General features: G+C 62.1%; 24 protein-coding genes. 12 read left to right on the forward strand and 12 right to left on the reverse strand.

From position 1 onward, the window contains the following. Positions 1-14: 14 nt before the first annotated feature. The 5 genes from L0U83_RS38695 to L0U83_RS40660 form a co-directional block, all read right to left on the reverse strand. The gene (locus tag L0U83_RS38695; protein WP_233889861.1) at positions 15-2,366 is read right to left on the reverse strand and encodes a xanthine dehydrogenase family protein molybdopterin-binding subunit; all 2,352 of its coding nucleotides are present in this window, start codon (positions 2,364-2,366) and stop codon (positions 15-17) included. Continuing rightward, entirely contained in the window at positions 2,359-2,847 is a 489-nt protein-coding gene (locus L0U83_RS38700) for a (2Fe-2S)-binding protein (RefSeq protein ID WP_233889862.1), read from the reverse strand. The genes L0U83_RS38695 and L0U83_RS38700 overlap by 8 nt, the downstream gene beginning before the upstream one ends. 7 nt (positions 2,848-2,854) lie before the next feature. Beyond that, positions 2,855-3,739 carry an FAD binding domain-containing protein gene (locus tag L0U83_RS38705; protein WP_233889863.1) on the reverse strand — a complete coding sequence of 295 codons (885 nt, stop codon included), beginning with the start codon at positions 3,737-3,739 and terminating at the stop codon, positions 2,855-2,857. 357 nt (positions 3,740-4,096) lie between these two features. Then, positions 4,097-4,885 (reverse strand): TetR/AcrR family transcriptional regulator, encoded by a 789-nt coding sequence (locus L0U83_RS38710; RefSeq protein ID WP_233889864.1) that lies wholly within the window; start codon positions 4,883-4,885, stop codon positions 4,097-4,099. 149 nt (positions 4,886-5,034) lie between these two features. Further along, positions 5,035-5,163: a hypothetical protein gene (locus tag L0U83_RS40660; RefSeq protein ID WP_267939803.1), complete on the reverse strand. Its 129-nt coding sequence runs from the start codon at positions 5,161-5,163 to the stop codon at positions 5,035-5,037. Between the two features lie 271 nt (positions 5,164-5,434). On the opposite strand from L0U83_RS40660, the gene L0U83_RS38715 reads away from it, so the two are divergent. The 8 genes from L0U83_RS38715 (at position 5,435) to L0U83_RS38750 (ending at position 11,827) form a co-directional block, all read left to right on the forward strand. After that, the gene (locus L0U83_RS38715; protein ID WP_233889865.1) at positions 5,435-5,788 is read left to right on the forward strand and encodes a DUF4148 domain-containing protein; all 354 of its coding nucleotides are present in this window, start codon (positions 5,435-5,437) and stop codon (positions 5,786-5,788) included. Between the two features lie 354 nt (positions 5,789-6,142). Then, positions 6,143-6,646 carry a DUF1097 domain-containing protein gene (locus L0U83_RS38720; protein ID WP_233889866.1) on the forward strand — a complete coding sequence of 168 codons (504 nt, stop codon included), beginning with the start codon at positions 6,143-6,145 and terminating at the stop codon, positions 6,644-6,646. A 177-nt stretch (positions 6,647-6,823) separates the two neighbouring features. Then, positions 6,824-7,828 carry a CobW family GTP-binding protein gene (locus L0U83_RS38725; protein ID WP_233889867.1) on the forward strand — a complete coding sequence of 335 codons (1,005 nt, stop codon included), beginning with the start codon at positions 6,824-6,826 and terminating at the stop codon, positions 7,826-7,828. 52 nt (positions 7,829-7,880) lie between these two features. Continuing rightward, on the forward strand, positions 7,881-8,624 hold the full coding sequence (nthB, locus tag L0U83_RS38730; RefSeq protein ID WP_233889868.1) for a nitrile hydratase subunit beta: 744 nt from the start codon (positions 7,881-7,883) through the stop codon (positions 8,622-8,624). 30 nt (positions 8,625-8,654) lie between these two features. Then, positions 8,655-9,278, forward strand: a complete 624-nt coding sequence (nthA, locus tag L0U83_RS38735; protein ID WP_233889869.1) for a nitrile hydratase subunit alpha — start codon at positions 8,655-8,657, stop codon at positions 9,276-9,278. Between the two features lie 9 nt (positions 9,279-9,287). Beyond that, positions 9,288-9,683, forward strand: a complete 396-nt coding sequence (locus L0U83_RS38740) for a nitrile hydratase accessory protein (protein WP_233889870.1) — start codon at positions 9,288-9,290, stop codon at positions 9,681-9,683. Then, entirely contained in the window at positions 9,667-10,716 is a 1,050-nt protein-coding gene (locus L0U83_RS38745; protein WP_233889871.1) for a HoxN/HupN/NixA family nickel/cobalt transporter, read from the forward strand. Before L0U83_RS38740 ends, L0U83_RS38745 begins: the two co-directional genes overlap by 17 nt. A 73-nt stretch (positions 10,717-10,789) precedes the next feature. Then, positions 10,790-11,827, forward strand: coding sequence for a GlxA family transcriptional regulator (locus L0U83_RS38750; protein WP_233889872.1), 1,038 nt, complete (start codon positions 10,790-10,792; stop codon positions 11,825-11,827). Between the two features lie 23 nt (positions 11,828-11,850). On the opposite strand, the gene L0U83_RS38755 is transcribed toward L0U83_RS38750, so the two are convergent. Next, positions 11,851-12,384: a hypothetical protein gene (locus L0U83_RS38755; RefSeq protein WP_233889873.1), complete on the reverse strand. Its 534-nt coding sequence runs from the start codon at positions 12,382-12,384 to the stop codon at positions 11,851-11,853. A gap of 179 nt (positions 12,385-12,563) precedes the next feature. Further along, entirely contained in the window at positions 12,564-12,791 is a 228-nt protein-coding gene (locus L0U83_RS38760; protein WP_267939806.1) for a zinc ribbon domain-containing protein, read from the reverse strand. Positions 12,792-13,479: 688 nt separating this feature from the next. On the opposite strand from L0U83_RS38760, the gene L0U83_RS38765 reads away from it, so the two are divergent. The 4 genes from L0U83_RS38765 to L0U83_RS38780 all read left to right on the forward strand — a co-directional run bounded on the left by L0U83_RS38765 (position 13,480) and on the right by L0U83_RS38780 (position 20,604). Continuing rightward, entirely contained in the window at positions 13,480-16,680 is a 3,201-nt protein-coding gene (locus tag L0U83_RS38765) for an efflux RND transporter permease subunit (RefSeq protein WP_233889874.1), read from the forward strand. Beyond that, entirely contained in the window at positions 16,670-17,884 is a 1,215-nt protein-coding gene (locus L0U83_RS38770) for an efflux RND transporter periplasmic adaptor subunit (RefSeq protein ID WP_233889875.1), read from the forward strand. Before L0U83_RS38765 ends, L0U83_RS38770 begins: the two co-directional genes overlap by 11 nt. Further along, positions 17,877-19,379 (forward strand): efflux transporter outer membrane subunit, encoded by a 1,503-nt coding sequence (locus tag L0U83_RS38775; RefSeq protein ID WP_233889876.1) that lies wholly within the window; start codon positions 17,877-17,879, stop codon positions 19,377-19,379. Before L0U83_RS38770 ends, L0U83_RS38775 begins: the two co-directional genes overlap by 8 nt. 169 nt (positions 19,380-19,548) lie before the next feature. Beyond that, positions 19,549-20,604 (forward strand): alpha/beta hydrolase, encoded by a 1,056-nt coding sequence (locus L0U83_RS38780; protein ID WP_233889877.1) that lies wholly within the window; start codon positions 19,549-19,551, stop codon positions 20,602-20,604. Between the two features lie 14 nt (positions 20,605-20,618). Here the strand turns inward: L0U83_RS38780 and L0U83_RS38785 are convergent, their stop codons facing one another. The 5 genes from L0U83_RS38785 to L0U83_RS38805 form a co-directional block, all read right to left on the reverse strand. Then, positions 20,619-21,554 carry an SMP-30/gluconolactonase/LRE family protein gene (locus L0U83_RS38785; RefSeq protein WP_233890016.1) on the reverse strand — a complete coding sequence of 312 codons (936 nt, stop codon included), beginning with the start codon at positions 21,552-21,554 and terminating at the stop codon, positions 20,619-20,621. 35 nt (positions 21,555-21,589) lie between these two features. Next, positions 21,590-22,444, reverse strand: a complete 855-nt coding sequence (locus L0U83_RS38790; RefSeq protein WP_233889878.1) for an SDR family NAD(P)-dependent oxidoreductase — start codon at positions 22,442-22,444, stop codon at positions 21,590-21,592. Between the two features lie 303 nt (positions 22,445-22,747). Continuing rightward, positions 22,748-23,566, reverse strand: a complete 819-nt coding sequence (locus L0U83_RS38795; protein ID WP_233889879.1) for a formate/nitrite transporter family protein — start codon at positions 23,564-23,566, stop codon at positions 22,748-22,750. Positions 23,567-23,830: 264 nt separating this feature from the next. Next, positions 23,831-24,148 carry a DUF4148 domain-containing protein gene (locus L0U83_RS38800; protein WP_233889880.1) on the reverse strand — a complete coding sequence of 106 codons (318 nt, stop codon included), beginning with the start codon at positions 24,146-24,148 and terminating at the stop codon, positions 23,831-23,833. A gap of 463 nt (positions 24,149-24,611) precedes the next feature. Further along, a complete protein-coding gene (locus tag L0U83_RS38805) occupies positions 24,612-25,559 on the reverse strand; it encodes an oxidoreductase (protein ID WP_233889881.1) in 948 nt (315 codons plus the stop codon). Between the last annotated feature and the right edge of the window lie 70 nt (positions 25,560-25,629).

Raw genomic sequence — 25,629 nt, forward strand, 5'->3', positions numbered from 1 at the left:
ATCGTTTCGTCCAGTCATATTGAGTCACGCAACAGCTCGCGTATGAACATCGGCGACAGCGGGTGCCGGTCGGCGACCACGCCGAATGGCGACATCGCATCATTGAGTGCATTCGTGACGGCGCCGATCGCGCCCATGACGCCGCCTTCAGCCATGCCCTTGATTCCGGCTGCGGTCGAGCGGCTCGGTGTATGCATCGCGATGATTTCGATATCGGGCAACTCGGCCGAGGTCGCAATCAGATATTCCGCAAGCGATCCGGTGGTGTTCTGCCCGGCTTCGTCGTAAATCACCTGCTCGAACAATGCACCCGACAGGCCCATCGCGATCGCGCCGTGTTGCTGGCCCTCCACCACTGTCGGGTTCAGCAACGTCCCGCAATCTTCAGCGACCACATAACGCACGAGGGTCAACGCACCGGTCGCAATGTCGAGCTCGACTTCGCACGCATGCGCAGAGTTGGAGTACGTCATCGCCGGCGGGTCGTACGTCAGATGAAACTCGAGGCCTGGCGTCAATCCGTCGGGCAATGAGGTCGGGTCCAGATAGGCCTGGCGCGCGATGTCGGCCAATGTCACGCCTGTTTCCAGCCAGTTCTCGCCGCACCGGCGTTCGACGCAGCCGTCCACGAGCCGAAGCGCATCAACGGGTTCGCCGAGCCGGGCAGCTGCGATTGCGAGGACTTTGCGCCGAGCCTGCTGCGCGCAAAGGAACAACGCCCCGCCGCCGGCCGTCGCGCTGCGCGCTCCGCGGCTTCCCATGCCGTATGGCGCAACGTCCGTGTGTCCCATATGGATCATCACGCGCGAGGGGTCGACGCCGAGACCCTCGGCAACCGCGTTCGCCATCGCGCTTTCGTAGCCCTGTCCGGTCGGCCCCAGCCCGAGTGACGCGTTGACGACTCCAGTCGGCTCAATCCGTATCCAGCTGGCTTCGTGTCCCGACCCGGGTATGCCGGCCGCCTTGTAGAACTTCGAGCCGTAGGTCGTCGGTTCGACGACATTGCACAGGCCAAGCCCCAAATGGCGCCCTTTGGCGCGCGCTTCGCGCTGCCGTGCGCGAAAGCCCTCGTAGCCGATGGCACGCACGAGCGCCTCGAAAGTTTCGGTGGGCGTGATGTCGGACAGCAGTTCTCCCGTCGGTGTCCGCCAGGGCAGCTCCTGCGGCTTGATGAGGTTGCGGCGCCGCACCTCGACGGGGTCGAGGCACAGCGTTCGCGCTATTGCCTCGATCGTCCCGTCCATCACCCAACTCGTGATCGACATCGGCGCGCGCATCGGAGCGTTGCCGCATTTGTGGCTGAGCACGACCTTGACGTCGAACGCGTAGTGCTCAAGCCGGTATGGGCCGCTCAATATCATTGCGACCACGCGCGCAAGATAATTCGCGGGGAAGAAGCAATACGCCCCGAAGTCCTCGCGCATTTCGAGCGTCAACGACAGCAAGGTTCCTCGCTCGTCGACGGCTGCCCGCGTGCGGCAAAAGTCCTCGCGCGAATTCGCGGCCGCACTCAGGTTCTCGAGCCGGTCCTCTCGCCAACGCACAGGCCGGCCAAGATGGCGAGCCAGCGCGGCCACGACGAGTTCCTCGCGATACAGGGCGATCTTCTGTCCAAATGCGCCGCCCACGTCCGGTGAGATCACTGTGACCTGGGATTCGTCGAGCGCGAGACGCGCAGCCAGTTGCGTACGCAACGGATGGGGTACCTGCGAGCCGATATGGAACGTCAGATGTTCGCGGCCCCGGTCCCAGACCGCAGCGCAACCCCGCGTCTCGATTGGCACGTGAGTCTGGCGCGCCTGTGAGAAGGTCGCCTCGACGACGCGGTAGGCGGTGCGCTCGGCCTCACCCGGATCGCCATGCGCAAAGGTCTGGTGCGAAATCAGATTGCCGGGAACCATCGGGTCTACCTGAGGCGCATCCGCTTCCAGCGCCCGCCACATGTCGGACACGGCCGGCAGCGGGTCGAACTCCACGTAGACCTTTTCCGCCGCATCCTCGGCCGCATAACGATCCATCGCTACGACGCACGCTACGGGATCGCCGTGGAAGCGCACCACCTCGGTCGGGAGTGCGTCTACCTCGACAGGAAGCAAGCCCTCGATCGGCGGCGCCATGCGCAAAGGCCGTGTCCATTGCACGAGATCGCTGCCGGTGACAACTGCGATTACGCCCGGCATCGCAAGCGCTTCGCTCGTATCGATTGACGCGATGCGTGCATGCGCGTGGGGCGAGCGGACAAAGCAGGCGTGCAGCGCGCCGGGAATGTCGATGTCGTCGACATAGCGGCCGAGGCCGGTCAACAGTCGATAGTCCTCGGTGCGGCGCGCGGGCCGGTTCAGGTAGCGAAATGCACTCTCAGACATCGGCGGCCTCCCCACGCAGGCGTTCGGCCGCCAACAGCACCGCGCGCACGATGTTCTGATAGCCGGTGCACCGGCATAGATTGCCGGAGAGCACGTCGCGGACCTCGGCTGCGGATGGCTGCGGATTCTCGCGCAGATAGGCGTCGAACGTCATCACGATGCCGGGGGTGCAAAAGCCACACTGCAACGCGTGCCGCTCGTGGAAGGCCTGCTGAAGCACCGAGAGCCGCGCGCCGGCCGCCATGCCTTCGATCGTTGTGATGCGCGCTTCTTGCGCCTGCACGGCGAACGTCAGGCACGCTCGCGCAAGCTGTCCGTCGATCTGCACCGTGCATGCGCCGCAGACGCCGTGTTCGCAGCCCACATGCGTGCCGGTCAACCGGCAATCTTCGCGCAATGCGTCCGAGAGGAGTTTGCGGGATTCGCAATGCACCGCATGCCGCGTGCCGTTGACTTCGAAATGGATCAGCTTCGTTTCCATGGCCGTTTCAAGTGTTATGCGCGGGGCTATGCGCGTCAATTCCGCATGCGCGCGCGAGTGCGCGCGCGGTCAACGCCTCGACAAGATCGCGCCGGTACGCGGCGCTGATCTGCGGATGGTCGGCAGGCTCGACCGCCGCTGCCGCACGCTTGCCGATACGCGCAACCGTGGCAGCGTCCGCGAGAGCGCCTTCAAAATCGGCCGCCACTTCGTTGAGCGTGAACGGCACGTCGCTCACGCCACCGATGCCGATGCGCAATGCGCTCAGGCGCCCTGCCTCGACCACTGCTGTCACCGCGCAGGCAGCGATCGCGAAGTCGCCTTGACGGCGGCTAAATAGCTCGAATCCCTGTTTTTCGCCGGGCCGCGCACACGGGAAGTCAACGGCGGTGACGATCTCGTCCGCATCGAGCGAGGTAGTCATGGTCGCGAGCAGGAAGTCAGTCGCCTCGATTTCGCGCGTGCCTCCATTCGCGGCCACCTTGATTCGTGCACTCAAGGTGCGTGCGATCAACGGCAACTGGGCCGCCGGGTCCGCATTCGCCATGCTCCCGCCGAGCGTGCCCCGCTGGCGGATCGCGAAGTGACCGATCGTGCCTGCGGCTTGCGCAAGAAGCGGACAAGCGTCTCTCACGAGCCGGTTCGTCGCCAGTTCGTGATGGCGAGTCAGCGCGCCGATCGACAGCGTGTCAGCGGAGCGCGCGATACCGGTGAGTTCCTCGAGCGCGTTCAGGTCAATGACGTGCGCGGGTTGCGCGAGGCGCATGTTCATCATCGGCACGAGCGACTGCCCCCCGGCGATCACCTTCGCGTCGAAGCCGTGCTCGGCGAGCAACACCAGCGCTTCGCCGAGCGTGCCCGGCCGATGATAGGAAAAGACAGATGGTTTCATGAACTCGTTTGCGGCACTTCAGCCATGCCAGACGGAATCTATTTGTGCCTTTCAGAACGCAAATCGTCAAATGACGACAACATTCCTACGACCTTTCACTCGATTAAATTGGCTGTTTCGCCGCGTCAATCATTAGCGATGCTTCAGACGAACAATATTCCCAATTGCATAAGTCGTCAACTGACGACTTATGCAACGGACAGCTGCACGCGCGGCGGGATCGTGGAAACCGCCGAATGTGAGTGCAAAAGGGCGCGCGCTTGCGCACCCTGATGGAGATGTGAAGTTTGTTTAGGGCCGCAGCCAGGCGTGCGGAAGAACGGCACTGAATCGCCAGCGCCGTTCGAGCTTCGAGAGTCAGGCAGGCGGGAGCGGCGGAAGAAGTGCCGGAACGCTCGCCAGAAACGCGCGCACCGTCATTGCGATAACGTCTTCCACCGGCATCGCGTCGTCGTGACCATAGATGCGGCGACGGATCGCAAGGTGCGAAATGGCGCCGTGCAAGATCCAGCCGACCTCCTTGAGTCCGTCGATAGTTGGCGGGACCGATCGCCCTGCTTCATGAGCGGCCTCTGTCACGACAATCTCGAGTGCATGGGAAATGACTGCGTTCGAGTATGCCGGCGCCATGCTCAGGCCAGCCAGTGACGAAAAGAGGAACAGCCGCAACCACCGGCGCGTGAGCAGCGTCTCGTAGTATTCGCGATAGAAAGCGATCAAACGTGCCTCAATTGGCACGCCCCGATCCTTGAGATTGACGAACCAGATCGCCTTGAACAGGCCGGCTATTTCATGGTTGTAAACTTCTTCGATCAGCGCTGCCTTGCTCGGAAACAAGCTGTAGAGCAAGCGCTGGGAGACGCCGCATACTTCCGCGATAGCCCTTGTCTGCGCCTCCAACCCGTGCTCGGAGAAGTAGTCGGCGGCCTTGGCAAGAACGAGCGCCCGGCGCTCGGTGCGCGGCAGGCGCCGCACGATCGTTTGCTTCGGGTGCCTCGCGTGGGTATCGCCCGAAGTTGCGCGGTCCGCCTGCACATCCTCCTTGTCCTGCATCCCCGCTGCGGGAGCACGCTTGCCTCGCGTAACGCGGTGGCGCGACTCGGCCGCCGGCTGGGCTTTCGCCGTGCCTTTCATGTTCCCTTTCATGCTTCTCTCGCTGGTTTTTCATACTATTATCCAACGAAAGTCGTCACTTGACGATCAGTCGCGGCGAGAATCGCATGTTGAACCCGCGGAGGGTGCAGTACCGATCGAAAGCATGATTCCTGTCGCAGCGCCCCACAGCGTGGACGGCACTATTGAAGACAAACGCGGTTCAGTGCCACCGTGCGCCGGTAGACATGCCGGTTGAGCCACGGCACGTACGTATATTCGTCGTAGGCATTGCAGCCAATCACGATCCAGTTGGACAGCACGTTGCTCATGGCGGACTCCTTGCACCGGCGTGGATCGGCGGGCGTTCATATCTACGTGAACATGAAACGCATGGCCGTTATTCCAGGTTTGCGCTGCCACTTGCGCAGAATTATCTGGCATGACCCCGGCATGCCTGGCGTGCTATCCGCTATCGCCCCAGACGAAATTCGATTCATGCTGGAATATTGATCCCCCACGGCCGTTTGCACGTATGAGAAGCACGGAGGAACGAGCCTTTTCGCTTCTCAACAAGCGCATCTTTTGACTTAGGAGTTCGAAATGAATTCACGTATTGCTATCGCACTTTCGGTACTCACATTGGCATTTGGGGGTTTTGCCAGCGCCGCTTCTGCGCAGGACCTCACGCGGGCTGAAGTGCACGCGGATCTCGTCCGCGTCGAGCAAGCCGGCTACAACCCGTCGATCGGCAATGATGCGACCTATCCTGCGGACATTCAGGCGGCCGAGGCCAAAATCGCCGCGCAGGACAATCAGTCTCTGGCAAACGAAGCCATGGGCGGCACGACAATGAGCGGCATGTCCGCTTCTGGCTCACATTTGCCTGCGCCCAGCGGCACGTCCTCCTCGTGCGTCGGCCCTGCCAGCTATTGCAATATTTTCTTCGGAAGCTGACCCGCCTTGGTGCCTGCTTCAAGTGGCCGGGCGCTTCATGCCGCCGCAGCGCGAGCTGCAGGCAAATCGGGCGTTGGCGCCTGCTGCCGATCGATGCATTGCGCACCGGACAGGCGAACGTGTGCACCAAGGCCGCGCGGCCCCGCTCCCTTCTCTCGAAAGATTGATCACTACCGCCATGCGGCGGCGGTTGTCCGCGGCAGCCCACCTCGACATTGACGGACGCGCCTCACGACGCTAGCGGACGATTGCGGCGTGAATGCGGACAGAGCCTCCAGACCGGCCCGAACATCGCTAACAGATTGTTCGCGTGGCAGTTAAGAGCCCTTCGTCAACTCGTTCAAGGAGAGAGCAATGAAGCAATCCGAGGCATACACACTCAGCATCGGCTTCCTCGCCGTGGTCGACACCTGGTTGACCGGCACCGTGCTCCCCGTGCCGGTCTGGGTCACGTTCATCGCATGGGCTTCGTTCTTCGTGCTGGGCGGCGGCTCGGCGGGCTTCATCAAGAGCATCGCGTCAAACCTCGCCGGCCTGGTCATCAGTGCCCTCACATTGCTCATCATCAACGGCACGAGCCAGACGGCACTGGCCATTGCAGTGTGCGTGGGCGTTGGCAGCGCGGCGATGGTGCAGGCGTCGAAAATCAGGCTGCTCGACGTGCTGCCCGCTATCGTCTGGGGATTCGCCTCGACCGTTGGGACGACCGTCGCCTCAGGCCGCCCGATCACGACGCCCGGACTCGCGAACCCTGCGCTCGTCGCGGCCGCCGCGCTCGTGACCGGCGCGGTATTCGGCTATGTGTCCGAAATCGCCGGGAGCGCGCTCACCACAAGGCGTGCGGTTGGCGCGAACTGAGCGACGAGTCGCGATCTAAACGGCGCAGGCGTGGCCGTCTGGCACCTTTCGAAATAATCCGGACAGCCGAACTGGCGACGCAAGCCGTCGTCGCGACCAAACAGGACGCCAGCCTCTCAGGCCACGGAAACTTGGCTATTTTCTTGATATATCAGCAAACCCGACACGGAGATTTCCATGCGGATCAGGAAGGTCCCTACGACTGTAATCACCGGCTTTCTCGGCGCAGGCAAAACCACCCTCGTCAATCACGTGCTCGACGCCACGCGGCCCATGCCAATCGGCATCGTTGTGAACGAGTTTGGTGAAGTGGGTATCGACGGCAAGATGATCGTCGCCGAAGAAGAAGCCATTGTGGAGATCAGCAACGGCTGCGTGTGCTGCACTGTGCGCGCCGACCTCGTGACGAGTGTGCTCGCGCTGCTCGACCGCTTCGGCGACGGGCTGGAACGGCTGCTCGTCGAGACCTCGGGGCTCGCCGACCCGGCGCCCGTCCTGCAGACGTTTCTCGCCGACCCCGACGTGCGCGAACGCGTCGATCTGGAATCCGTGGTGGTGGTCGTCGACGCGTGTCACGCGCAAGCACAGCTCAGCGACGACATCGCACGCGAGCAGGTCGTCTTTGCCGATCGCATTGTCGTGAACAAAGCCGATACGGCTACGCCCGAACAGATTGAGTCGCTGCAGGCAACGCTGCGGCAGCTCAATCCGGCCGCGACGCACGAGTTGGCGACGCACGCCCGGATCGACGTGCCCGTGCTCCTCTCGACGAAGACGTTCTCTGTCGACCATCTGCTCACTCTCGAGCCGGACATCCTCGATGACGGCGAGCACGAACACGAACACGATACGAGCATCGAGTCTTTCGGTTTCGTGATTCCCGGCGCACTCGACCCGCTGCGTTTCAACCGCTGGGCGAACCAGCTTGTGCAGGCGCAAGGCTTATCCTTGCTGCGCATGAAAGGCGTGCTGAACATCGACGGCGAAACGCGCCGTCTCCATTTCCACAGTGTCCACATGCTGATGGATACGCACTTCGGCAAAGCATGGGCGCGCGACGAAATGCGCGAAAGCCGTTTCGTCGCGATCGGCCGCGGCCTGGATGCGCACGCGTTGCGCGCCGGTCTGCTGGGTTGTGTCGCCTCGGCATCAGTTGGTACCGCGCCTATGGCAATACCCTGAGTCTCCCCTTCTCCATAATGGCTCGATCCATTTTCAACGATATGGACTCCAAATGAAACTCCAACACCACCTCGGCGGACTCGAAAACCTCGGACCCGTCAACCTGGACACGCGCGTGTTCGCCCAGCCGTGGGAGCAGCGCATCTTCGGCATCCACACCGCCATGATGGCCGAGAGCGCGCACCTCGACAATGCGCTGCCGGGATATCCCATCAAGACGCTGCCAACCACGTTCCGCAGCGACTGGACATGGGCGTCGCTGCGCACCGGTGCAGAGGGCATGCAACCGTTCGAATACTTCAAGTTCCGCTACTACGAGAAATGGCTTGGCGGCATTGCACAGTTTTTCATCGACGCGGGCTACCTCACTGCACAGGAGCTGGCCGACAAGACCGCGCTCTACCGCAGCCAGCCTGACTCCCCGCTGCCCCATCGGCCCAACACGGCGCTCGACGCGCAGATCGACGCATACCTTCAGCAAGGCGATTCGCCTCGGCACGCTAGCGGGAAGGCAGCGCGCTTCAAGGTGGGCCAGCGCGTGCGCGTTGCGGACCCCGAAGCCGTCGATCACACGCGTCTGCCGGGTTATCTGCGCAATAAGACGGGCACTGTAGAGCGCGTTTATCCGGACACCTACGCATATTTCGTTTCGACCGGCGTGGACGGCATCGGCGAACCCATGCCGGTCTATCGCATTGCCTTCGAGGCAGTGGACATCTGGGGCACCGGCAAGAGCGAGGCCAACACGACGATTTACGCCGATCTGTTCGAAGCCTACGTGGCAGCGGTTGCCTGATTCCGCGCACAACCGACAATGGAGAGAAACATGAGCGATATTTTTGCTTTTTCTGACGACCGCGAAACGTCGAGCGCCGCGAAAGTGCGCGCGCTCGAAGCGCTGCTGATCGAAAAGGGCATCATCGGCAGCGATTCGGTCGATACGGTGCTGCGCCATTTCGAAACCGTGGCAGGCCCCTTCAACGGCGCAAAAATCGTTGCGCGTGCATGGGTCGATCCAGCCTACAAGGCGCGCCTGCTCGAAGACACGCCCGCTGCGATCGCCGAACTCGACCTGCCCGTCGGGATGACGGGCGCGGAAGGCGAGCACATGGCCGCGGTGGCCAACAGCGCCGATGTGCACAACCTCATCATCTGCACGCTGTGCTCGTGCTACCCGTGGCCGGTGCTCGGCCTGCCGCCCTACTGGTACAAGGACCCGGTGTTCCGCGCGCGCGGCGTGCGCGAGCCACGCGCTGTGCTCAGCGAGTTCGGCGTGGTGGTGCCGGAAGAGAAGGCCGTTAAGGTATGGGACAGCAGCGCGCAGATCCGCTGGTTTGTCGTGCCCGAGCGTCCAGCGAACACGGAGGGCATGAGCGAAGATGCGCTCGCCGCGCTCGTCACGCCCGAGTCGATGATGGGCGTCGCACTGGTTGCCGCACCGCAGGCGTAGGAGCAGACGATGTTCACTCGATTCGAGGAGTACGCCACGGCGTCGATGCTCGGTCACGCCGACTCTCCGCCACGCATCGACGGCAAACTGCTGTTCACGAACCGCTGGGAGCGCGACGTGTTTGGCCTTGCGCTTTCGCTGGCGAAGGCCGGCTGCTTCGAGTGGGAGGACTTCCGCCAGTGCCTGATCGAAGCCATTGGCCGCTGGGAATCACTCGAATGCGCGCACCAGCCGCGCTGGGACTACTACGAACGCTTTTTCGAAGCGCTACTGAACGTAATCGAGGCGAGCGGCACGCTCGACGCAGCGGAGTTGACGAGCGCACTCGCGCCACGCCCTGCGAGCCAGTTTGCACACATCGACCTGCAAAATCACGAAGGAGACACCCATGAGCCTCGCCACTGAACCGCTTCGCCCTCACGCGTCAAGCCGCTCGCGCATCGTCACCATGTACGCCACGCTGGCGCTCGTCAATATTCTCGCGTGGACCTGGGCGCTTATCGTGCTGCGCACGTCGCCCATGCTGCTCGGCACGGCGTTTCTCGCGTACAGCTTCGGCCTGCGCCACGCAATGGACGCCGACCACATCGCCGCGATCGACAACGTGACCCGCAAGCTGATGAACGACGGCAAACGGCCTGTGACAGTCGGCTTCTATTTCGCGCTCGGCCATTCGCTCACGGTCGTGGTGGGCGCGCTCGTCGTCGCGCTTGCAACCCAGTCGCTTGCGCATCATTTCGAAGCGCTGCGCGAAGCTGGCGCCACAATCGGCACACTCGTGTCCGCGGTCTTTCTTCTCGCGATCGCAGCGCTCAACGTCGTGCTGCTGATCGATCTCGTGCGCGCCTTTCGCAAGGCCCGCCGCAGCGAGATCGGCGACGCGCACAACAACAGCGTTGCCCCCCTTGCGGGCAATCTGCTCGCGCGCATGTTCCGCCCGCTCTTTGGGCTTGTGCGTGCGAGCTGGCTGATGCTTCCGCTCGGCGTTCTGTTCGGCCTGGGCTTCGAAACCGCCACTGAGGTGGCCCTGCTTGGCACCTCGGCGTCTCAGGCTTCGGCCGGCTTCTCTCTCTGGACGATCCTCGCCTTTCCGTGCCTTTTCGCAGCGGGCATGCTCACCGTCGACACGACCGATGGCATCCTCATGCTCGGCGCCTATGGGTGGGCTTTCATCAAGCCTTTGCGCAAGTTGTACTACAACCTGACGATCACGCTGATATCGACGCTCGTCGCCGCGCTGATCGGGGGTATCGAGGCACTGGGGCTCGCCGCGCAGATGCTCAATCTCTCCGGCCCGTTCTGGCGCTTCATCGATACCCTCAACGGCAATTTCGGGCTGCTCGGCTACGGCATCGTCGTGATCTTTACGGTTGGCTGGCTCGCCTCGGCGATGCTATATAAACTGAAGGACTACGAGCGAGGGGCGTCGGCGGCATGAACAGGAACGGCTTGGCGAGACCGGGGCCGCGGTCGGCCGGCGGCCTCCCTTCCACTGTCTGCGAGTGAGCGCAATGAACCGCATCAAGGTCGGCATGGTGGTATTCCCGGGATTTCAGTTGCTTGATATTGCGGGCCCACGCGATGCATTCGCCGAGGTCCGCGTCCTGAGCCGGGGAGAATGCGAGTACGAGATCCTGACGGTCGGCACGACGCGCGGCGCGATCCAGTCGTCGAGCGGCATGACGATCGTGCCGGAGCGCACGATTTTCGACGCCTGCCCTGACTTCGACACTGTGATCGTGCCTGGCGGCCTCGGGATCTTCGAGATCTTCGACGACCCGGCGCTCAGCGAATGGCTGCACGCGCAATACCGGCGTGCACGTCGCGTCTGTGCCATTTGCAACGGTCTTTTCGCTCTGGGCTCCGCGGGCCTGCTCGACAACCGCGTGGTCACCACGCATTGGATGGACGTGCCCCGGCTCGCCACGACCTTTCCGAAATCGCGCATCGAGCCCGATCACATCTATGTGAAAGACGGCGGCATCTACACGACGGCAGGCGTGACAGCGGGGATCGACCTTGCGCTCGCGTTGATTGAGGAAGACTACGGACGCGCGATGGCGCTGGACGTCGCGAAGTACCTCATCGTGTACCTGCGGCGAGCCGGCGGTCAGTCGCAGTTCAGCCCGCTGCTGGAATCGCAGGCAGCGCCGCATTCGCAAACCACATCACTGCAGCAATACATTCTCGACAACCTGCAAATCGACCACACGGTCGCTTCGCTCGCCGAGCGCGTGCACATGAGCGCGCGCAATCTCGCACGAACATTCAGCAAGGAATGCGGCGTCACGCCCATGACATTTCTCGCCAATGCACGCATCGACGCGGCACGGCGCTACCTGGAAGGCACAGATTTGTCCTTGCGGGAGATTGCGAAACGCTGCGGCTTCGACAGCACCGATGCGCTGCGGCGTGTGTTCGCGCGTCGCCTGCAGATCAATCCTGCGGACTATCGCGCACGCTTTCGCACGGAGCGAACGACAGGCATATTGCCTCCGAGGCCGACTAACGGCGAGACGCTTGCAAAGCGCGTTGCGCGCGGCCGCTAAGGTGCACCCCCTTACGTCAGCGCTCACGCCGCGACCTGATCGGCACTCCTGACCACGGCTGCCCTCGCGCGTATGCGATCCAGAGCGTCGTAAGCTGTTGCCAGCGCGCCAACCGGAACATACTGGAGCAGCTTGTCGTAAGCCGTCACGAACGGCGCGAACGCCGCCACTCCGCGTTCGTCAAGGCGCCATTCTCCGGTCCGCTCGGCCCAAGCGAATGAACGCGCCACTGAGCCATCGGCATCGTCGATCTGCTCCTGGCTCGTGATGCAATAGCCCAGTTCGACCATGTACGCCACAAGACACATGATATCGGCAAGCAAGCGGATGGACGACGCACTGCCCTTACCTCGCCGTAGAAGATCCAGCGCAATGTGGGCGCGCAATGCCGTGAAACTGGATGCCGCCCGGGGAAGCGGCAGCAGGCGCGCCTTCGAATGCTGCGCTTGAGTCGAGCGCACATTGCGCGAGATTCTGTGGTTTGTCTTTGCCATTGCCTGCAAATATTCAGCTTGGTTCGTTTGCGCACTAAATCGGGCACGCGGCGCTTCTTCCAATTGAATATGCGCCCGACGCGATTAACGTGATTCGCGGCCGCGAAGGGCGATTGTTTCAACTTCTTGCGCAAGGCGCCAGCACGTACCTGCTGGAGCCATGCTTACCGGGAGGAAACAAATTGCCAGGGACGGCGAGAGCGGCAGCCATGACCTTAAAGCCAAAATGGACTACCGCTGCGTCAGCGACAACATCGGCATCCACCCCAATGCCGCATTCCGTATGATCCAGCCGCGGCATGGGTATCAGGAGCGTTTCCGTTTGACGTCAGCAAAAGCGATACCGACGCCTGTATACGGTCCGCCGGCACGCCGCACGTGGAGCAAGGTACGGGGCAATCACGTTCAGCAAGCTTGCGCATCGCCTCAAAGACGCCGCACGCTTCGCATCGGTAATCGTACAAAGGCATTTTTAACCTCCTTCAAGCAGGGGTAATGGCATTGCGCACGGCGTCACGGCGAGTTCGTGACAACCATTGTCAATTACGCTGCGCTTGCCATCAACACTCGCTATACGTCGATTTCTGCCAAATTCGGCGTAATCCAGGCACATCTGGGAAGGCACCAAGATTCATAGTTTCCACGAGGAAACAAAGTAATCTGGGAGTAACTTTCCTTAAACACAGTGCGTGGGAAATTCGGCGATCCGAAAGGCCGTTAATAACTCGTAACAAAAGCGCTCTCTCAATCGCAGGGGCAATCCGACCTTTGTCCGAACCCTCTTTTACTGTCTCATTAAGCCACTGTTTTCCCAATGAAAACCTGGAATCCGAACACACTGACCGCGCCCGATCACCTGGTATGGACAGCCGTTTAATGTGCCATCCTGACGAAATGTCACCAGCAAGAAGTTGATCCTTTGTGTACATTCCGGCTTTGTACGTTTGTACGCGCTTGAGTCACGAAGGACGCACGCATCGCAATGCGCCTTCGCGGACGACTCCAACGTGCCATAGCATCAGACAGCGGCCGCAAGGAAGGCGTGCCGCTCCCAGCGCGTTGACGAACGCTATCGAAGCAAAGTGCGATGTTCGCCGTGACTCGTTCGGGCGAACGCGCCCGCTTTTCCCAGTAACTGTGCTTTGCAGGAAAATCCACATGCTCGGCCTGGTACGTATCGCGCTTCGGCGGCCATACACCTTTGTCGTGCTGGCAATCATCATTTTCATCATCGGACCGCTGTCCGCGATGAAAACGCCAACCGACATCTTTCCCGACATCCGCATTCCCGTCATCAGCGTCGTGTGGCAATACACCGGGCTGCCACCGGATCAGATGGCGGGTCGAATCACGTCGCCCTTTGAGCGGACAATTACGACCACCGTCAACGACGTCGAACATATCGAAGCTGAATCGGTGGCTGGATTCGGCATTATCAAGATCTTCTTTCAGCCCGGCGTCAATATCGCCACCGCGAATGCCCAGGTGACCGCAGTCGCACAGACACAGTTGCGGCAATTGCCAGCGGGCACGACACCACCGCTGATCCTGAACTACAACGCTTCGACGGTGCCGATCATCCAGCTCGCGCTGTCGGGCAACGGGCTCAGCGAACAGAATCTCGGCGATCTCGGACTTAACCAGTTGCGTCCGCAACTTGTTACGGTTGCGGGGGCAGCCATACCCTATCCGTTCGGCGGCAAGACGCGCCAGGTCCAGATCGACGTCGATCCGGCGAAACTACAGGCTCGTGGCCTCTCCGCGCAGGACGTCGCCAACGCACTCGCGATGCAAAACCTGATCACGCCTGTCGGCACCGCAAAAATGGGGGATCACGAGTACACGCTGCAACTCAACGATGCACCCGCTGCAATACGCGAACTGGGCGACCTGCCCGTCAAGGCCGTGAACGGTACGACCGTCTATATTCGGGACGTTGCGAACGTGACCGACGGCAGCCCGCCCCAGACTAATATCGTGCACGTGAACGGTCACCGCTCCGTGCTGATGACGGTCCTGAAGAACGGCTCCGTGTCGACGCTCGGGATCATCGCAGGAATCAGGCAGCATCTCGCCGATGCACGGGCCGCATTGCCGGACAATCTGCAGGTCGCCGCAATCGGCGACCAGTCGCTGTTTGTGCGCGCAGCAATCGGCGGCGTGGCGCGCGAGGCGGTGATCGCTGCGGTGCTGACCAGCCTGATGATCCTGCTATTCCTGGGTAGCTGGCGATCCACGATCATCATCGCGACATCGATCCCTCTCTCGATTCTCGGCTCCATCGCAGCGCTCTCGGCACTCGGCGAAACGCTGAACATCATGACACTTGGCGGTCTGGCGCTCGCTGTCGGCATTCTTGTCGACGACGCGACGGTGACGATCGAAAACATCAACTGGCACCTCGAACACGGCAAGCCTGTCGAGACCGCGATTCTCGATGGTGCCGCGCAAATCGTCACGCCCGCATTTGTCTCATTGCTTTGCATCTGCATCGTGTTCGTACCCATGTTTTTTCTGAACGGCGTGGCGCGTTTTCTATTTGTCCCCATGGCCGAGGCGGTGATCTTCGCGATGGTGTCGTCCTTCATTCTGTCGCGCACGCTGGTCCCGACCATGGCGAACTTCCTGCTGCACCCCCACGTCGTTGCACACGACGAGCATGACGCCCGGCGGCCTGGCCCACTGGCGCGTTTCCAGAAGGGCTTCGAGGCGCGCTTTGAAAACGTACGCTCGGGGTATCGCGGCCTGCTCGAACTGGCGCTTGCAAATCGCAGGACCTTCGTCGGCTGTTTCCTCGGCTTCGTGTTGCTCTCATTTGCACTCCTGCCATTTCTTGGCCGCAACTTCTTTCCTGCCGTGGACGCGGGCCAGATCCTGCTGCACGTACGTGCGCCTATCGGCGAGCGCGTCGAGAAGACGTCGGAGATCATCGCCGGCGTCGAAGGCGCCGTGCGTCGGATCGTGCCGCCAGCGGAGCTTGGCACCGTGGTCGATAACATTGGCTTGCCGGTTAGCGGCATCAACACCGCGTACAACAACACGGGCATCATCGGTTCCCAGGACGGTGACATCCAGATCGAGCTGAACGAAGGACACAGGCCAACCGCCGAATATGTGCGCGAAATGCGGGAACAGCTACCCCGCGCGTTTCCCGGCGTGACGTTCTCATTTCCCCCGGCTGACATCATCAGCCAGATCCTGAATTTCGGGTCGCCGGCTCCCATCGACCTGCAAGTGCGCGGCAACAATCTCGCAGGCAACTTCGACTACACGAATCTGCTGCTGCGTGACATTCGCCGGGTGCCGGGCGTTGTCGACGCGCGTATCGAGCAGTCGCGTGCCAACCCGACGTTCAACGTCGATGTCGACCGCACGCGCGCGCAATTGCTCGGCATCACCGAGAGGGACGTGACGAACAGCATGGTTGTGAATCTCGCGGGTTCGAGCCAGGTCGCTCCGACTTTCTGGCTCAATAACGCCAACGGTGTGTCGTACCCGATCGTGATGCAGACGCCCCAGTACAGTCTCGATACGCTGTCGTCGTTGCAGAATCTGCCGATAACGTCTTCGACCTCTGCGTTAAGCGGCCCGCAGATTCTCGGCGGCCTGGCCACGTTCGACCGCACGAGCAGCAACTCGATCGTGAGCCAGTACAACATCCAGCCGATGGTCGAAATCTTCGCGACGACGCAGGACCGCGATCTCGGCGCGGTTGCATCCGATATCCAGAAGGTGGTCGCGAGTCATGCGAAATCACTGCCGAAAGGCTCGTCAGTCGCTTTGCTCGGCCAGGTGCAAACCATGAACAGCGCCTTCACCGGCATGCTGTTTGGCCTGATCGGCGCTGTGGCGCTGATCTATCTGCTGATCGTCGTGAACTTTCAGTCGTGGGCCGACCCGTTCGTGATCGTGTCGGCGCTGCCGGCAGCGCTCGCCGGCATCGTATGGATGTTGTTCCTGACGCATACCACGCTATCGGTGCCAGCGCTGACCGGAGCGATCATGTGCATGGGTGTCGCGACCGCAAACTCGATTCTCGTCGTGAGCTTTTGCCGCGAGCGGCTCGCCGCGCACGGCGACCCGCTCAAGGCCGCACTTGAGGCCGGATTTACGCGCTTTCGACCGGTGCTCATGACCGCGCTGTCAATGATCATCGGCATGGCGCCGATGGCGCTCGCGCTCGGAGAAGGCGGCGAACAGAATGCGCCACTTGGCCGCGCGGTGATCGGCGGTCTGCTTTTTGCGACGACGGCGTCGCTCTTTTTCGTCCCCGTCGTTTTCTGCATTATCCACGCGCGCCGCGCTCGCGCGGCGACCCCCGGCTCGTTTGCCTCGGAAGGTACCGCTCATGTCGTCTGAACCGATTGAATCCGCCCGCGAGTCCGTTTCTGAGCCCGGCATCGCACGCACGCGAGCACCCCGGCGGCTCGCGGCCGCGACTCTTGCAGGCGCCGCGATTGTCGTGGTCGCCGTCGTATCGGGTCTCGTGCTGCGCGCCGCGGATGCGCGCAAGCTGAAAGCCTGGACGGATGCACAGGCCGTGCCGACCGTGAGCGTGATCGCGCCCGCACGCGAAGGAAGCGGCCCCGTGCTCACGCTCCCTTCCGAACTGCAGGCTTACTCGCGCGCACCGATCTTCGCGCGCGTAAGCGGTTATCTAAAGGCGTGGAATGTCGATATTGGCGCGCACGTGAAGACGGGGCAAACGCTCGCCGAAATCGAAACGCCAGAGCTTGACCAGCAACTCGCGCAGGCCAGAGCCGATCTCGACACCGCCAAGGCCAATGCGGCACTGGCGCAGACGACGGCGCAACGCTGGCAGGCGATGCTTGGCACGGACGCGGTCGCCCAGCAGGACGTCGACCAGCGCACGGGCGACTACGCAGCCAAGAAAGCGATCGTCGCTGCTGCACAAGCGAACGTCGACCGCCTTGTCGCGATGAAAGGCTTCGCCCGGATCGTTGCGCCGTTCGATGGCGTCGTCACCGCGCGTGACACCGATGTCGGCGCGCTGATCAACGCGGGCAGCGCAGGCGCGGGGCAGGAACTGTTCGCCGTGTCCGACGTGAAGCAGTTGCGCGTTTATGTGCAGGTGCCGCAGAACTACGTGCCGTTGATCCACGAGGGTACGACCGCCACGCTTACCGTGCCTGCATACCCGGACCAGCACTTCACTGCGCAGGTGATTGCATCGGCTGATGCCGTCAACGCGAATTCGGGCTCGACGCTGGTGCAACTGCTCGTCGACAACAGCGAAGGCAAACTGCTGCCTGGCGGTTTCGCGAGCCTGCAGTTCAAGCTGCCCGTTCAAGCGAACGCACTGCGCGTGCCGGCAAGCGCACTGGTGTTCGACAGCCACGGGCTGCGCATTGCCACACTCGACACAGGTGGCCACGTGCGCTTCAAGGACGTAACGATTGCGCGCGACCTGGGCGACGCCGTCGAGATCGGTTCGGGTCTCAAGCCGAACGACCGTGTGATCGATATGCCACCCGATGGGCTCGCCAACGGCGACTCTGTCGAAGTCGCGACGGGCGGCAACAAGGTAAGCGCCCATGGCTAAGACTGCAATCCACCCGCGCGCGCGCCGCTTGCCGCGGGCGTTGCCCGCCTTGTTCGCCGGTGCGGCGCTCGTAGCCGGCTGCTCGCTCGCGCCAGCCTACAAGGTGCCGCCCTCGCCTGTCGCTTCGCAATACCGGACGATGGGCCCGTGGGTCGACGCGAAGCCGTCCGACCAGTTGAGCCGCGACGGCTGGTGGAAGATGTACGGCGATACGCAGCTTGACGACCTCGAGGCACGGCTCATCGCGAACAACACGGATCTGCGCGTTGCGTTCGCCCACTATCAGCAAGCCAAGGCGTTCGTCGAGCAGGTGAGTTCCGGTCTCTTCCCTAGCGTCACGGCGGTCGCGATTCCACAACGCAACCGGCAATCCGCCACACGGCCGCTGCGCGCTGGCGGCCCGGACTTCTACAACTCGGTGACGCTTGGCGGCGAGGTCGACTACGACCTCGATCTGTGGGGGCGCGTGCGCGACTCCGTGAAAGCGGGCAAGGACGAGGCACAGGCTACGAAGGACGATCTCGCTTCTGTGCAACTGAGCCTCGAAGTCGAGCTTGCCGACAGCTACGTCAAACTGCGTGGCCTCGATCAACAGACCCAACTGCTGCAAGAAACGGTGGTGGCTTATGCGAAGGCGCTCGATCTGACCCAAACACTCCATGGAGGCGGGATCGTCCCGGGGCTCGACGTATCGCGCGCGCAGGCACAGTTGTCGTCCACGCGATCGATGCTGTCGCAAAACCTGGCGCAACGCGCGCTGCTCGAACACGCGATTGCGGTGCTGGTCGGGGCGTCGGCGTCCGAGTTCACACTGCCTGAGGAGACCGCGTCGCTTGCGTTGCCGTCGATCCCGGTCGGCGTGCCTTCCGCGTTGTTGCAGCGGCGGCCGGACATCGCAGCAGCGGAGCGCCGCGTGGCTGAGGCGAACGAGAAAATTGGCGTCGCGCGCGCCGCGTACTTTCCGTCGATTACGCTGAGCGCGCAGGCTGGTCTGCAAAGCGCCGCCTATGCGGGCCTCTTCAGTGCGCCTAATCTCTTCTGGACGGTGGGTCCGCAGCTTGTCCAATACGTGTTCGACGGTGGGTTGCGACGCGGGCAGCTTGATGCCGCAAAGGCCGCAATGGACGCATCGGGCGCGATCTATCGAGGTATCGTGTTGTCCGCCTTCCAGCAGGTCGAAGACAACCTGTCGCTGCTGTCGGATCTCGGCACCGCGCTAGGCCAGCAACGCGACGCGGCGCAGGCCGCGCAGCATGCGCTCGATCTGGCGCTGACGCAATACCGGCACGGCGCTATCGGCTATCTCGACGTGGTGACGGCGCAAACCATGGCGCTCGACGCGCAGCGCGCCCTGCTCGATATCCAGACCCAGCAGTTGAGCGCGAACGTGCAGTTGATCCACGCTGTCGGTGGAGGATGGTCGGCCGACGCCCTCGCGCAGACCGACGCGCCGCCCGCGCTCGCCGCGGCGCCATCGGCGGGCATGTTCCCATGACGTCATCGTTGTCATGATCGACGCTGTCATTGCCTCGCTAGCGATGATCGGTCGAGATTCGCCGGAGCCTGGGCGTTCAGCCCAGGTGTCGGCTCTGCGCCCCGATGAATTTCCGCTTCGATTCAGATGCGCAATTCAAGCGGGGTTTCAAACCTCAAGCAAATTCAGAATGAAGCTCACGAAATTTATTTTGCTGGCGTGCGCCGCGTTTGCGAGTGTTTCGGGCGTCGCGCTCGCCGACGACGTTGCGCTCGCACCGCGGCAGGTCCCCGCGAAAACCGTGCCGGTGCCGGGCGATGTCAGCCCCGAGCTGCAAAAACTCATTGCAGCGCCCTACAACCCCAACTGGAACGCCCAGTGGACGACAGGCGAGGCGTGGAGAAAAGCCGCGAACATCCAGGCCGCCGCGGTCATGAAAAACATTCCGGCCATGCAGGCGCGCCTCGGCGTGACGGTGCAGCCGACGACGATCGGCGGCGTGCGGGCGTATATCGTGACGCCCAACGACATTCCGCCCGAACACCGCGACAAGGTGCTCATCCACATCCATGGCGGCTGTTATGAGTTGTACCCGGGAGAATCCGGTACGACCGAAGCCATGATCATGGCCGGCCTCGGACACTACCGGGTGATTTCGGTGGACTACCGCATGCCGCCCGAGGCGTATTTCCCGGCGGCGCTCGACGACGTGGAAACGGTCTACAAGTCGGTACTAAGCACGCACGACTCGAAGAACGTGGGCGTTTTCGGAACATCGGCGGGTGGCGCGCTGGTGCTCGAACTGATGTTGCGGGCAAAACACGACGGGCTTCCTATGCCTGGTGCGATAGCCCCCGGCACGCCGATGTCGGATCTCACGAAGGTTGGCGACTCGTTCTACACGAATGAGAAAGTGGACAACGTGCTGGTGTCGCGCAATGGCTTCTGCCAGGCCGCGGCGAACGTATTCGCGCACGGTCATGACCTGAAGGACCCGCTCCTCTCGCCGGTATATGGCGACATGCATGGCTTTCCGCCTGCAATTCTGACCACGGGGACTCGCGACCTGCTGCTAAGCAACACCGTCCGCGTGCATCAGAAGCTCCAGCAGTCCGGGGTCGAAGCGCAGCTCGAGGTTTTCGACGGCATGTCGCACGCTCAATATCAAATGGATGACCGTGTACCGGAGGCGAGAGCGGCGTTCGCTGAAATCACCCAGTTCTTCGACAAGCACCTGGGCCATTGACAGGCAAGCGGCGCCTAGCGCACTACCGCCGGCGCTGCATCGACATACAGGGCATAGAGCGACTGGCCCGCCGCCATGAACAGCCGGTTGTGCGCCGCCCCGCCGAAACATAGATTGGCGCATCGTTCGGGAAGCGCAATACGGCCGATGGCGTCGCCGTCGGGTGCAAAAATCATGACCCCATTGAGCCCCGCTCCGGTACCCCAACCTGCCCAAAGATTGCCATCGACGTCGCAACGAAAGCCGTCCGGCGCACCGTTCTCCCCAGCATCCACGAAGATCCGCCCGTTTGCCAGACGCTTCCCTTCGACGACGTCGTAGACGCGGATACGCCGCGGCGTCGAGCCCGATTCGACGATATAGAGCAGTTGTTCGTCGGGCGAGAAGCACAATCCATTGGGATTGACGATGTCGTCGGCGACGATCTCGCAGCGGCCGGTGAGCGCGTCCAGTCGATAGACGTGGGTCGGCAGCTCGCGCTCCGCCTTCCTGCCTTCGTAGTTCGTTGCGATGCCGAACTCCGGATCGGTGAACCAGATGCTGTCGTCGCTCTTGACGACCACGTCGTTGGGCGAATTCAGCCGCTTGCCGTCGAAGCGGTCGACGAGCACCGTGATCGAACCGTCGTATTCGGTGCGCGTCACCCGCCGATGACCGTGCTCGCAGGTGACGAGCCGCCCCTGACGATCGCGCGTATTGCCATTGGCATATCCGGAGGGCTTGCGAAACACCGAGACGGCGCCGGTTTCATCGTCCCACCGCAGGATGCGATTATTGGGAATATCGCTCCACAACAGATAGCGTCCATCGCCGAACCACACGGGCCCTTCGCCCCAACGCGTGCCAGTGGCGAGTCGCTCGACCGCGGCGTTCGTGATTCGGTACTTTCTGAAACGCGGATCGAGCACCTCGACCGCGGGGTCCGGATAGGTTTCACTGGGTTGCCACATAGCGCGCTTCGCCCCGTAGTATTCAGCGCGCGCCTTTAGCGCGGCTGTTTGAGAAAGGCTTCGAACGCCGCCGCATAGTCCGGATGCCAGCGCGACAGGGCTGGCCGGTTTTCGACGATGTCCCCGATGGCCCATAGCATGCGGCGCTCGTCGAGCGAGCGCGGCACATCGTTGTCCGGGCACAAAATATAGAAGTCGCCGGCAGCGAGACGCTCAAGCATGAAGTCAGCCGTTTGCTCGGGTGTCCATGCCGCGGCAGGTTTTTCCGTCCGGCCGTTGCGAGTCAGCTCGGTAAACACGAAGCCAGGAATGAGCAAATGCGCGCTGATCTCGCACCCGGGGGTATTGCGGAGTTCATGTTGCAGCGCTTCCGTGAAAGCCTTCAGCCCGGCCTTCGAGACGTTGTACGCCGGGTCGCCGGGCGGCGTCGTGATACCTTGCTTCGAGCCCGAATTGATGACGAGCCCGGGCCGGCCGCGCTTGATCATGTCGGGCACAAAAACCTGCGTGCCGTGAATGGCGCCCCACAGGTTGACGCCCAGCACGCGAGTCCACGCTTCGGCAGGACCGAACATGGCACTGCCCGGTTGAATGCCAGCGTTGTTCATTAGCACGTCAGTGCCACCGAATCGTTCGGCGACGGCCGCGTGAAGACGCTGCACGTCATCGAGGAGACTCACGTCCGTCTCGAGTCCGAACACGTCCTGCGCGCCGTGTGCGCTCAGCCCTGCGACTTCTTCCACGGCACGTGCAATTCGATCGGCGCCGCGGTCCGCGATGCAAACGCGAAGCCCGAGTCCGGCAAACCGCTTTGCCGCCGCGAGGCCTATGCCCGCCGCACCACCAGTGACGACGGCAACGGCTCCCTTGATCAGAGCAGAATAAGACATAGTCAGGGTCCTTGCTGTGCATCGAGGTGTCTGCACAAGCGCAACACCGCCCCAATGCGATTTGAGAGTATGCAAACGATGCTCGCACGAGCGCTCTTTTCGCGTCGGTGCTGGGCGTCCTTACAGCCGTTCGCGCCTGCAAGGCGATTATTTCAGCTCCCCCGTCCACGCACCAGAAGGCACTGCTTGGGTACCCACTTTCCGCCTGGAAACGTGCATGCAGGAAATCATGAAGCGCCTTTAACCCGCTTTTCCGAAAACCTGCAGCATATGCATGCGTGCCGCGCGATCGGCGGCCACCAATCAGTTCTTCCCGACGCGCACGCCGGTTGGCGATGCGGGCACTTTCGACGGCTGGCGCACGCCGTCATCCTGAAGCCAATAGCCAAGGCCCATGAAAATGGCACCGCCCGCCAGGTTGCCCAGCGTGACAAACACTTCATTATGCACAGCGCCGGCAAACGTGATGTCGGCCGGATGGTCAGCCATCAACGCAAGCGCGAATACGAACATGTTGGCAACGCTGTGCTCGAAGCCGCCCGCAACAAACGCGAATATTGGCCAGAAGATCAGGCCAAGCTTGGCGGCGTCATTTTCGGTGCGGGCGGCCATCCAGATTGCGAGGCATACGAGCCAGTTGCAGAGCAGCCCCCTTGCGAACAATTGCTCGCCCGAGGCCGACATCTTCGCGACTACCACCTTGTAGAAAACGCCTGAGCCGTCCGTCAACAAAACGCCACCGCCTGCCGCGTGCAGAATCGCCGCGAGCGCTACCGCCCCAATCAGATTGCCGATCCAGCATATCGCCCAAACCAGCACCATGCCAACGACACCGCTTTCACCGCGCAATACGGCCAGCGGCATATACATCGCGGTGCCGGTAAAGAGGTCCGAGCCGGCGAATACGACGATCGTCAGTGCGCTGGCGAACACCGCGCCCATGATCAAGTGGACATAGGCAGGGCCGACATGCGACCCAACCGAAAACATCAGAATGTCGCCGAACCCAATATACGCACCCGCCATCGCCGAGCCAATCAGAAATCCGAGCGGTGTCCGCGCGATCGCCGACACTTTTCCCGCGCCGACGCGAGCGAATTTATCGATGCTGTCCGTGTACATCACTGCCTCAAAAGTGTGAATGGAACACGATCCTCAAAAGCTCTCGAAGCTAACAAGCAGGCGGGTCATGTCGATGCATACGCGACGAAGCGCCGCGCGTTGTGTCTGGAATTATTATCCACACCGGATGTCGGCACGATAACGTCAAGGTTACGAAATTGACATCTGGGCACCCCGAGACCTGGGAAGACGCATCTGGCGCATAACGCGTCCCTCGCCTCCTCGATTCAATGTGACGGCAAACACCTCGCGGCCTTGCACCAATTAATGATGGCGGTAAATCATTTTCTCCGTCGTCGATCCAACACTCATTTCATCAGTCGAACCGGTCATGCTCGTACCAGCGGCAACGCCGCCAGAGTCACTTGATCCCGAGACTCTCGCCTCCGCTGCCTGAATGTCCGCAGGGTACTGATTCCGATGTGGACGATATCCTGCCTGCTCGAGGTGAACGAGATCGGCGCGTACCTCGGTGCGCGTAAGCGGAGCGCTGTCCGTTTGTGCCGATGGAGTCTGCGCAAAGGCAAAGACAGGAATGCTCAGCACACCAGAGATTAAAGCGACTTGAAAGAACGATTTCATGATTCTGCTCCTTACTCAGTTGATAAACGGTTCGGATGTCCGCCGTGCTCCCTCGCTTCGGGGACAGTGCGACACCCGTCGATCGCGAACGACATTGGCATTGTGCGACTTCGCTTCCAACTGAAATGTGGCGGGCAGGTTACAAATTCGTCATCTTTCGCTCGAATGCTTCAACGATATCCGGCTCCATTCCGGAGCGCGTCCATTTTCAATTAGCTTACCTCACTAAATCCGATCAACTCTGGCATACTGCGCTTTATATCTGATGAAAGCTACGCTCGCCGCCGATACAAGATCGTGCGCGTCATTTGTTCGAATCCTTCGCTCACGCCCAGTATGGAATGAAGAACCATTCTGCAATTGACTTGCTGGCCCTTGCTGTACATCGCGTCCGTTTGTCTATCACGATACGCTCAGCAGACGATAGCCGGGTCGGGCGAGGCGCGCGGCACGGCTGCGCTACTTACCGAGACACCGAACCGACCAGCGTCTCGCACGCCTGCCAGAGTCGCCGGGCATCGGCCTCGTCCTTCGCATGAGCGGCGATCTTTGCCGCCCCAACCCGTTCGCCCCGTGCCTCGAAGAGGCCGAGCGGGCCATAGTAGCCACCGTCGACTACGTCGGCTCCCGTCGCGGCATAGAGCGTCGGCAGCGCGCCGGCGAAATCGCTGTTCAGGACGGCGCCGATAAAAGTGCTGAGCGCGTCGCGCGCTGCTCGGCTGGCGGTGGAATGGCCGCCGCTGCGGAACAGATTCGTGTTCGCAACGCCCGGATGAGCGCCAACAGACATGACGCGCGATGCGGCAGCGCGCAGACGCCGGTTGAGTTCTAGCGCGAACATGAGGTTGGCGAGTTTCGACTGCCTGTAGGCGACCATTGGTCGGTAGCGTCGCGTTGCCTGAAGATCGTCGAAATCGAGCCGGCCCTGCTTGTGCGCGATCGAGGCGATTGTCACCACGCGCGGTCGCTCCCGCGAGTTGTCCGCGGCCATTTCGAGCGCCGGCAGGAGCAGGCCAGTCAGCACGAAATGCCCAAGCACGTTCGTGCCGAATTGCAGTTCCATTCCATCTGCGGTTTCAAGCCGCCGTGGTGGCGCCATCACGCCTGCATTGTTGACGAGCAGATCTATCGGCTTACATAACGCCATCTCGCGGTCTGCAAATGCGCGCACGGACGCAAGGCTGGCGAGATCGAGTTGCGCAAACTCCGCCAGGGCCCCCGGCACTTCCTCCTGCAGGCGAGCGAGCGCCACTGCGCCGCGCCGCTCATCGCGGCACGCAAGCACAACCTCGGCGCCGCGGCGAGCCAGGATCGCAGCGGTCTGATAGCCAATGCCGCTGTTTGCGCCAGTGATGACAACGCGCCGGCCAGTTTGGGGCGCAATGTCATCGAGATTCCACGGTTTGGTCATGTTCGTTGCGGGGCGTGCGCGCCCACGAAGATCGGTGGAGGTCAGTCGGGATCGGGGGACGTCAATGGGT

Origin of the sequence: Paraburkholderia flagellata, assembly GCF_021390645.1 — a bacterium.
GTDB classification, from domain to species: Bacteria; Pseudomonadota; Gammaproteobacteria; order Burkholderiales; family Burkholderiaceae; genus Paraburkholderia; species Paraburkholderia flagellata.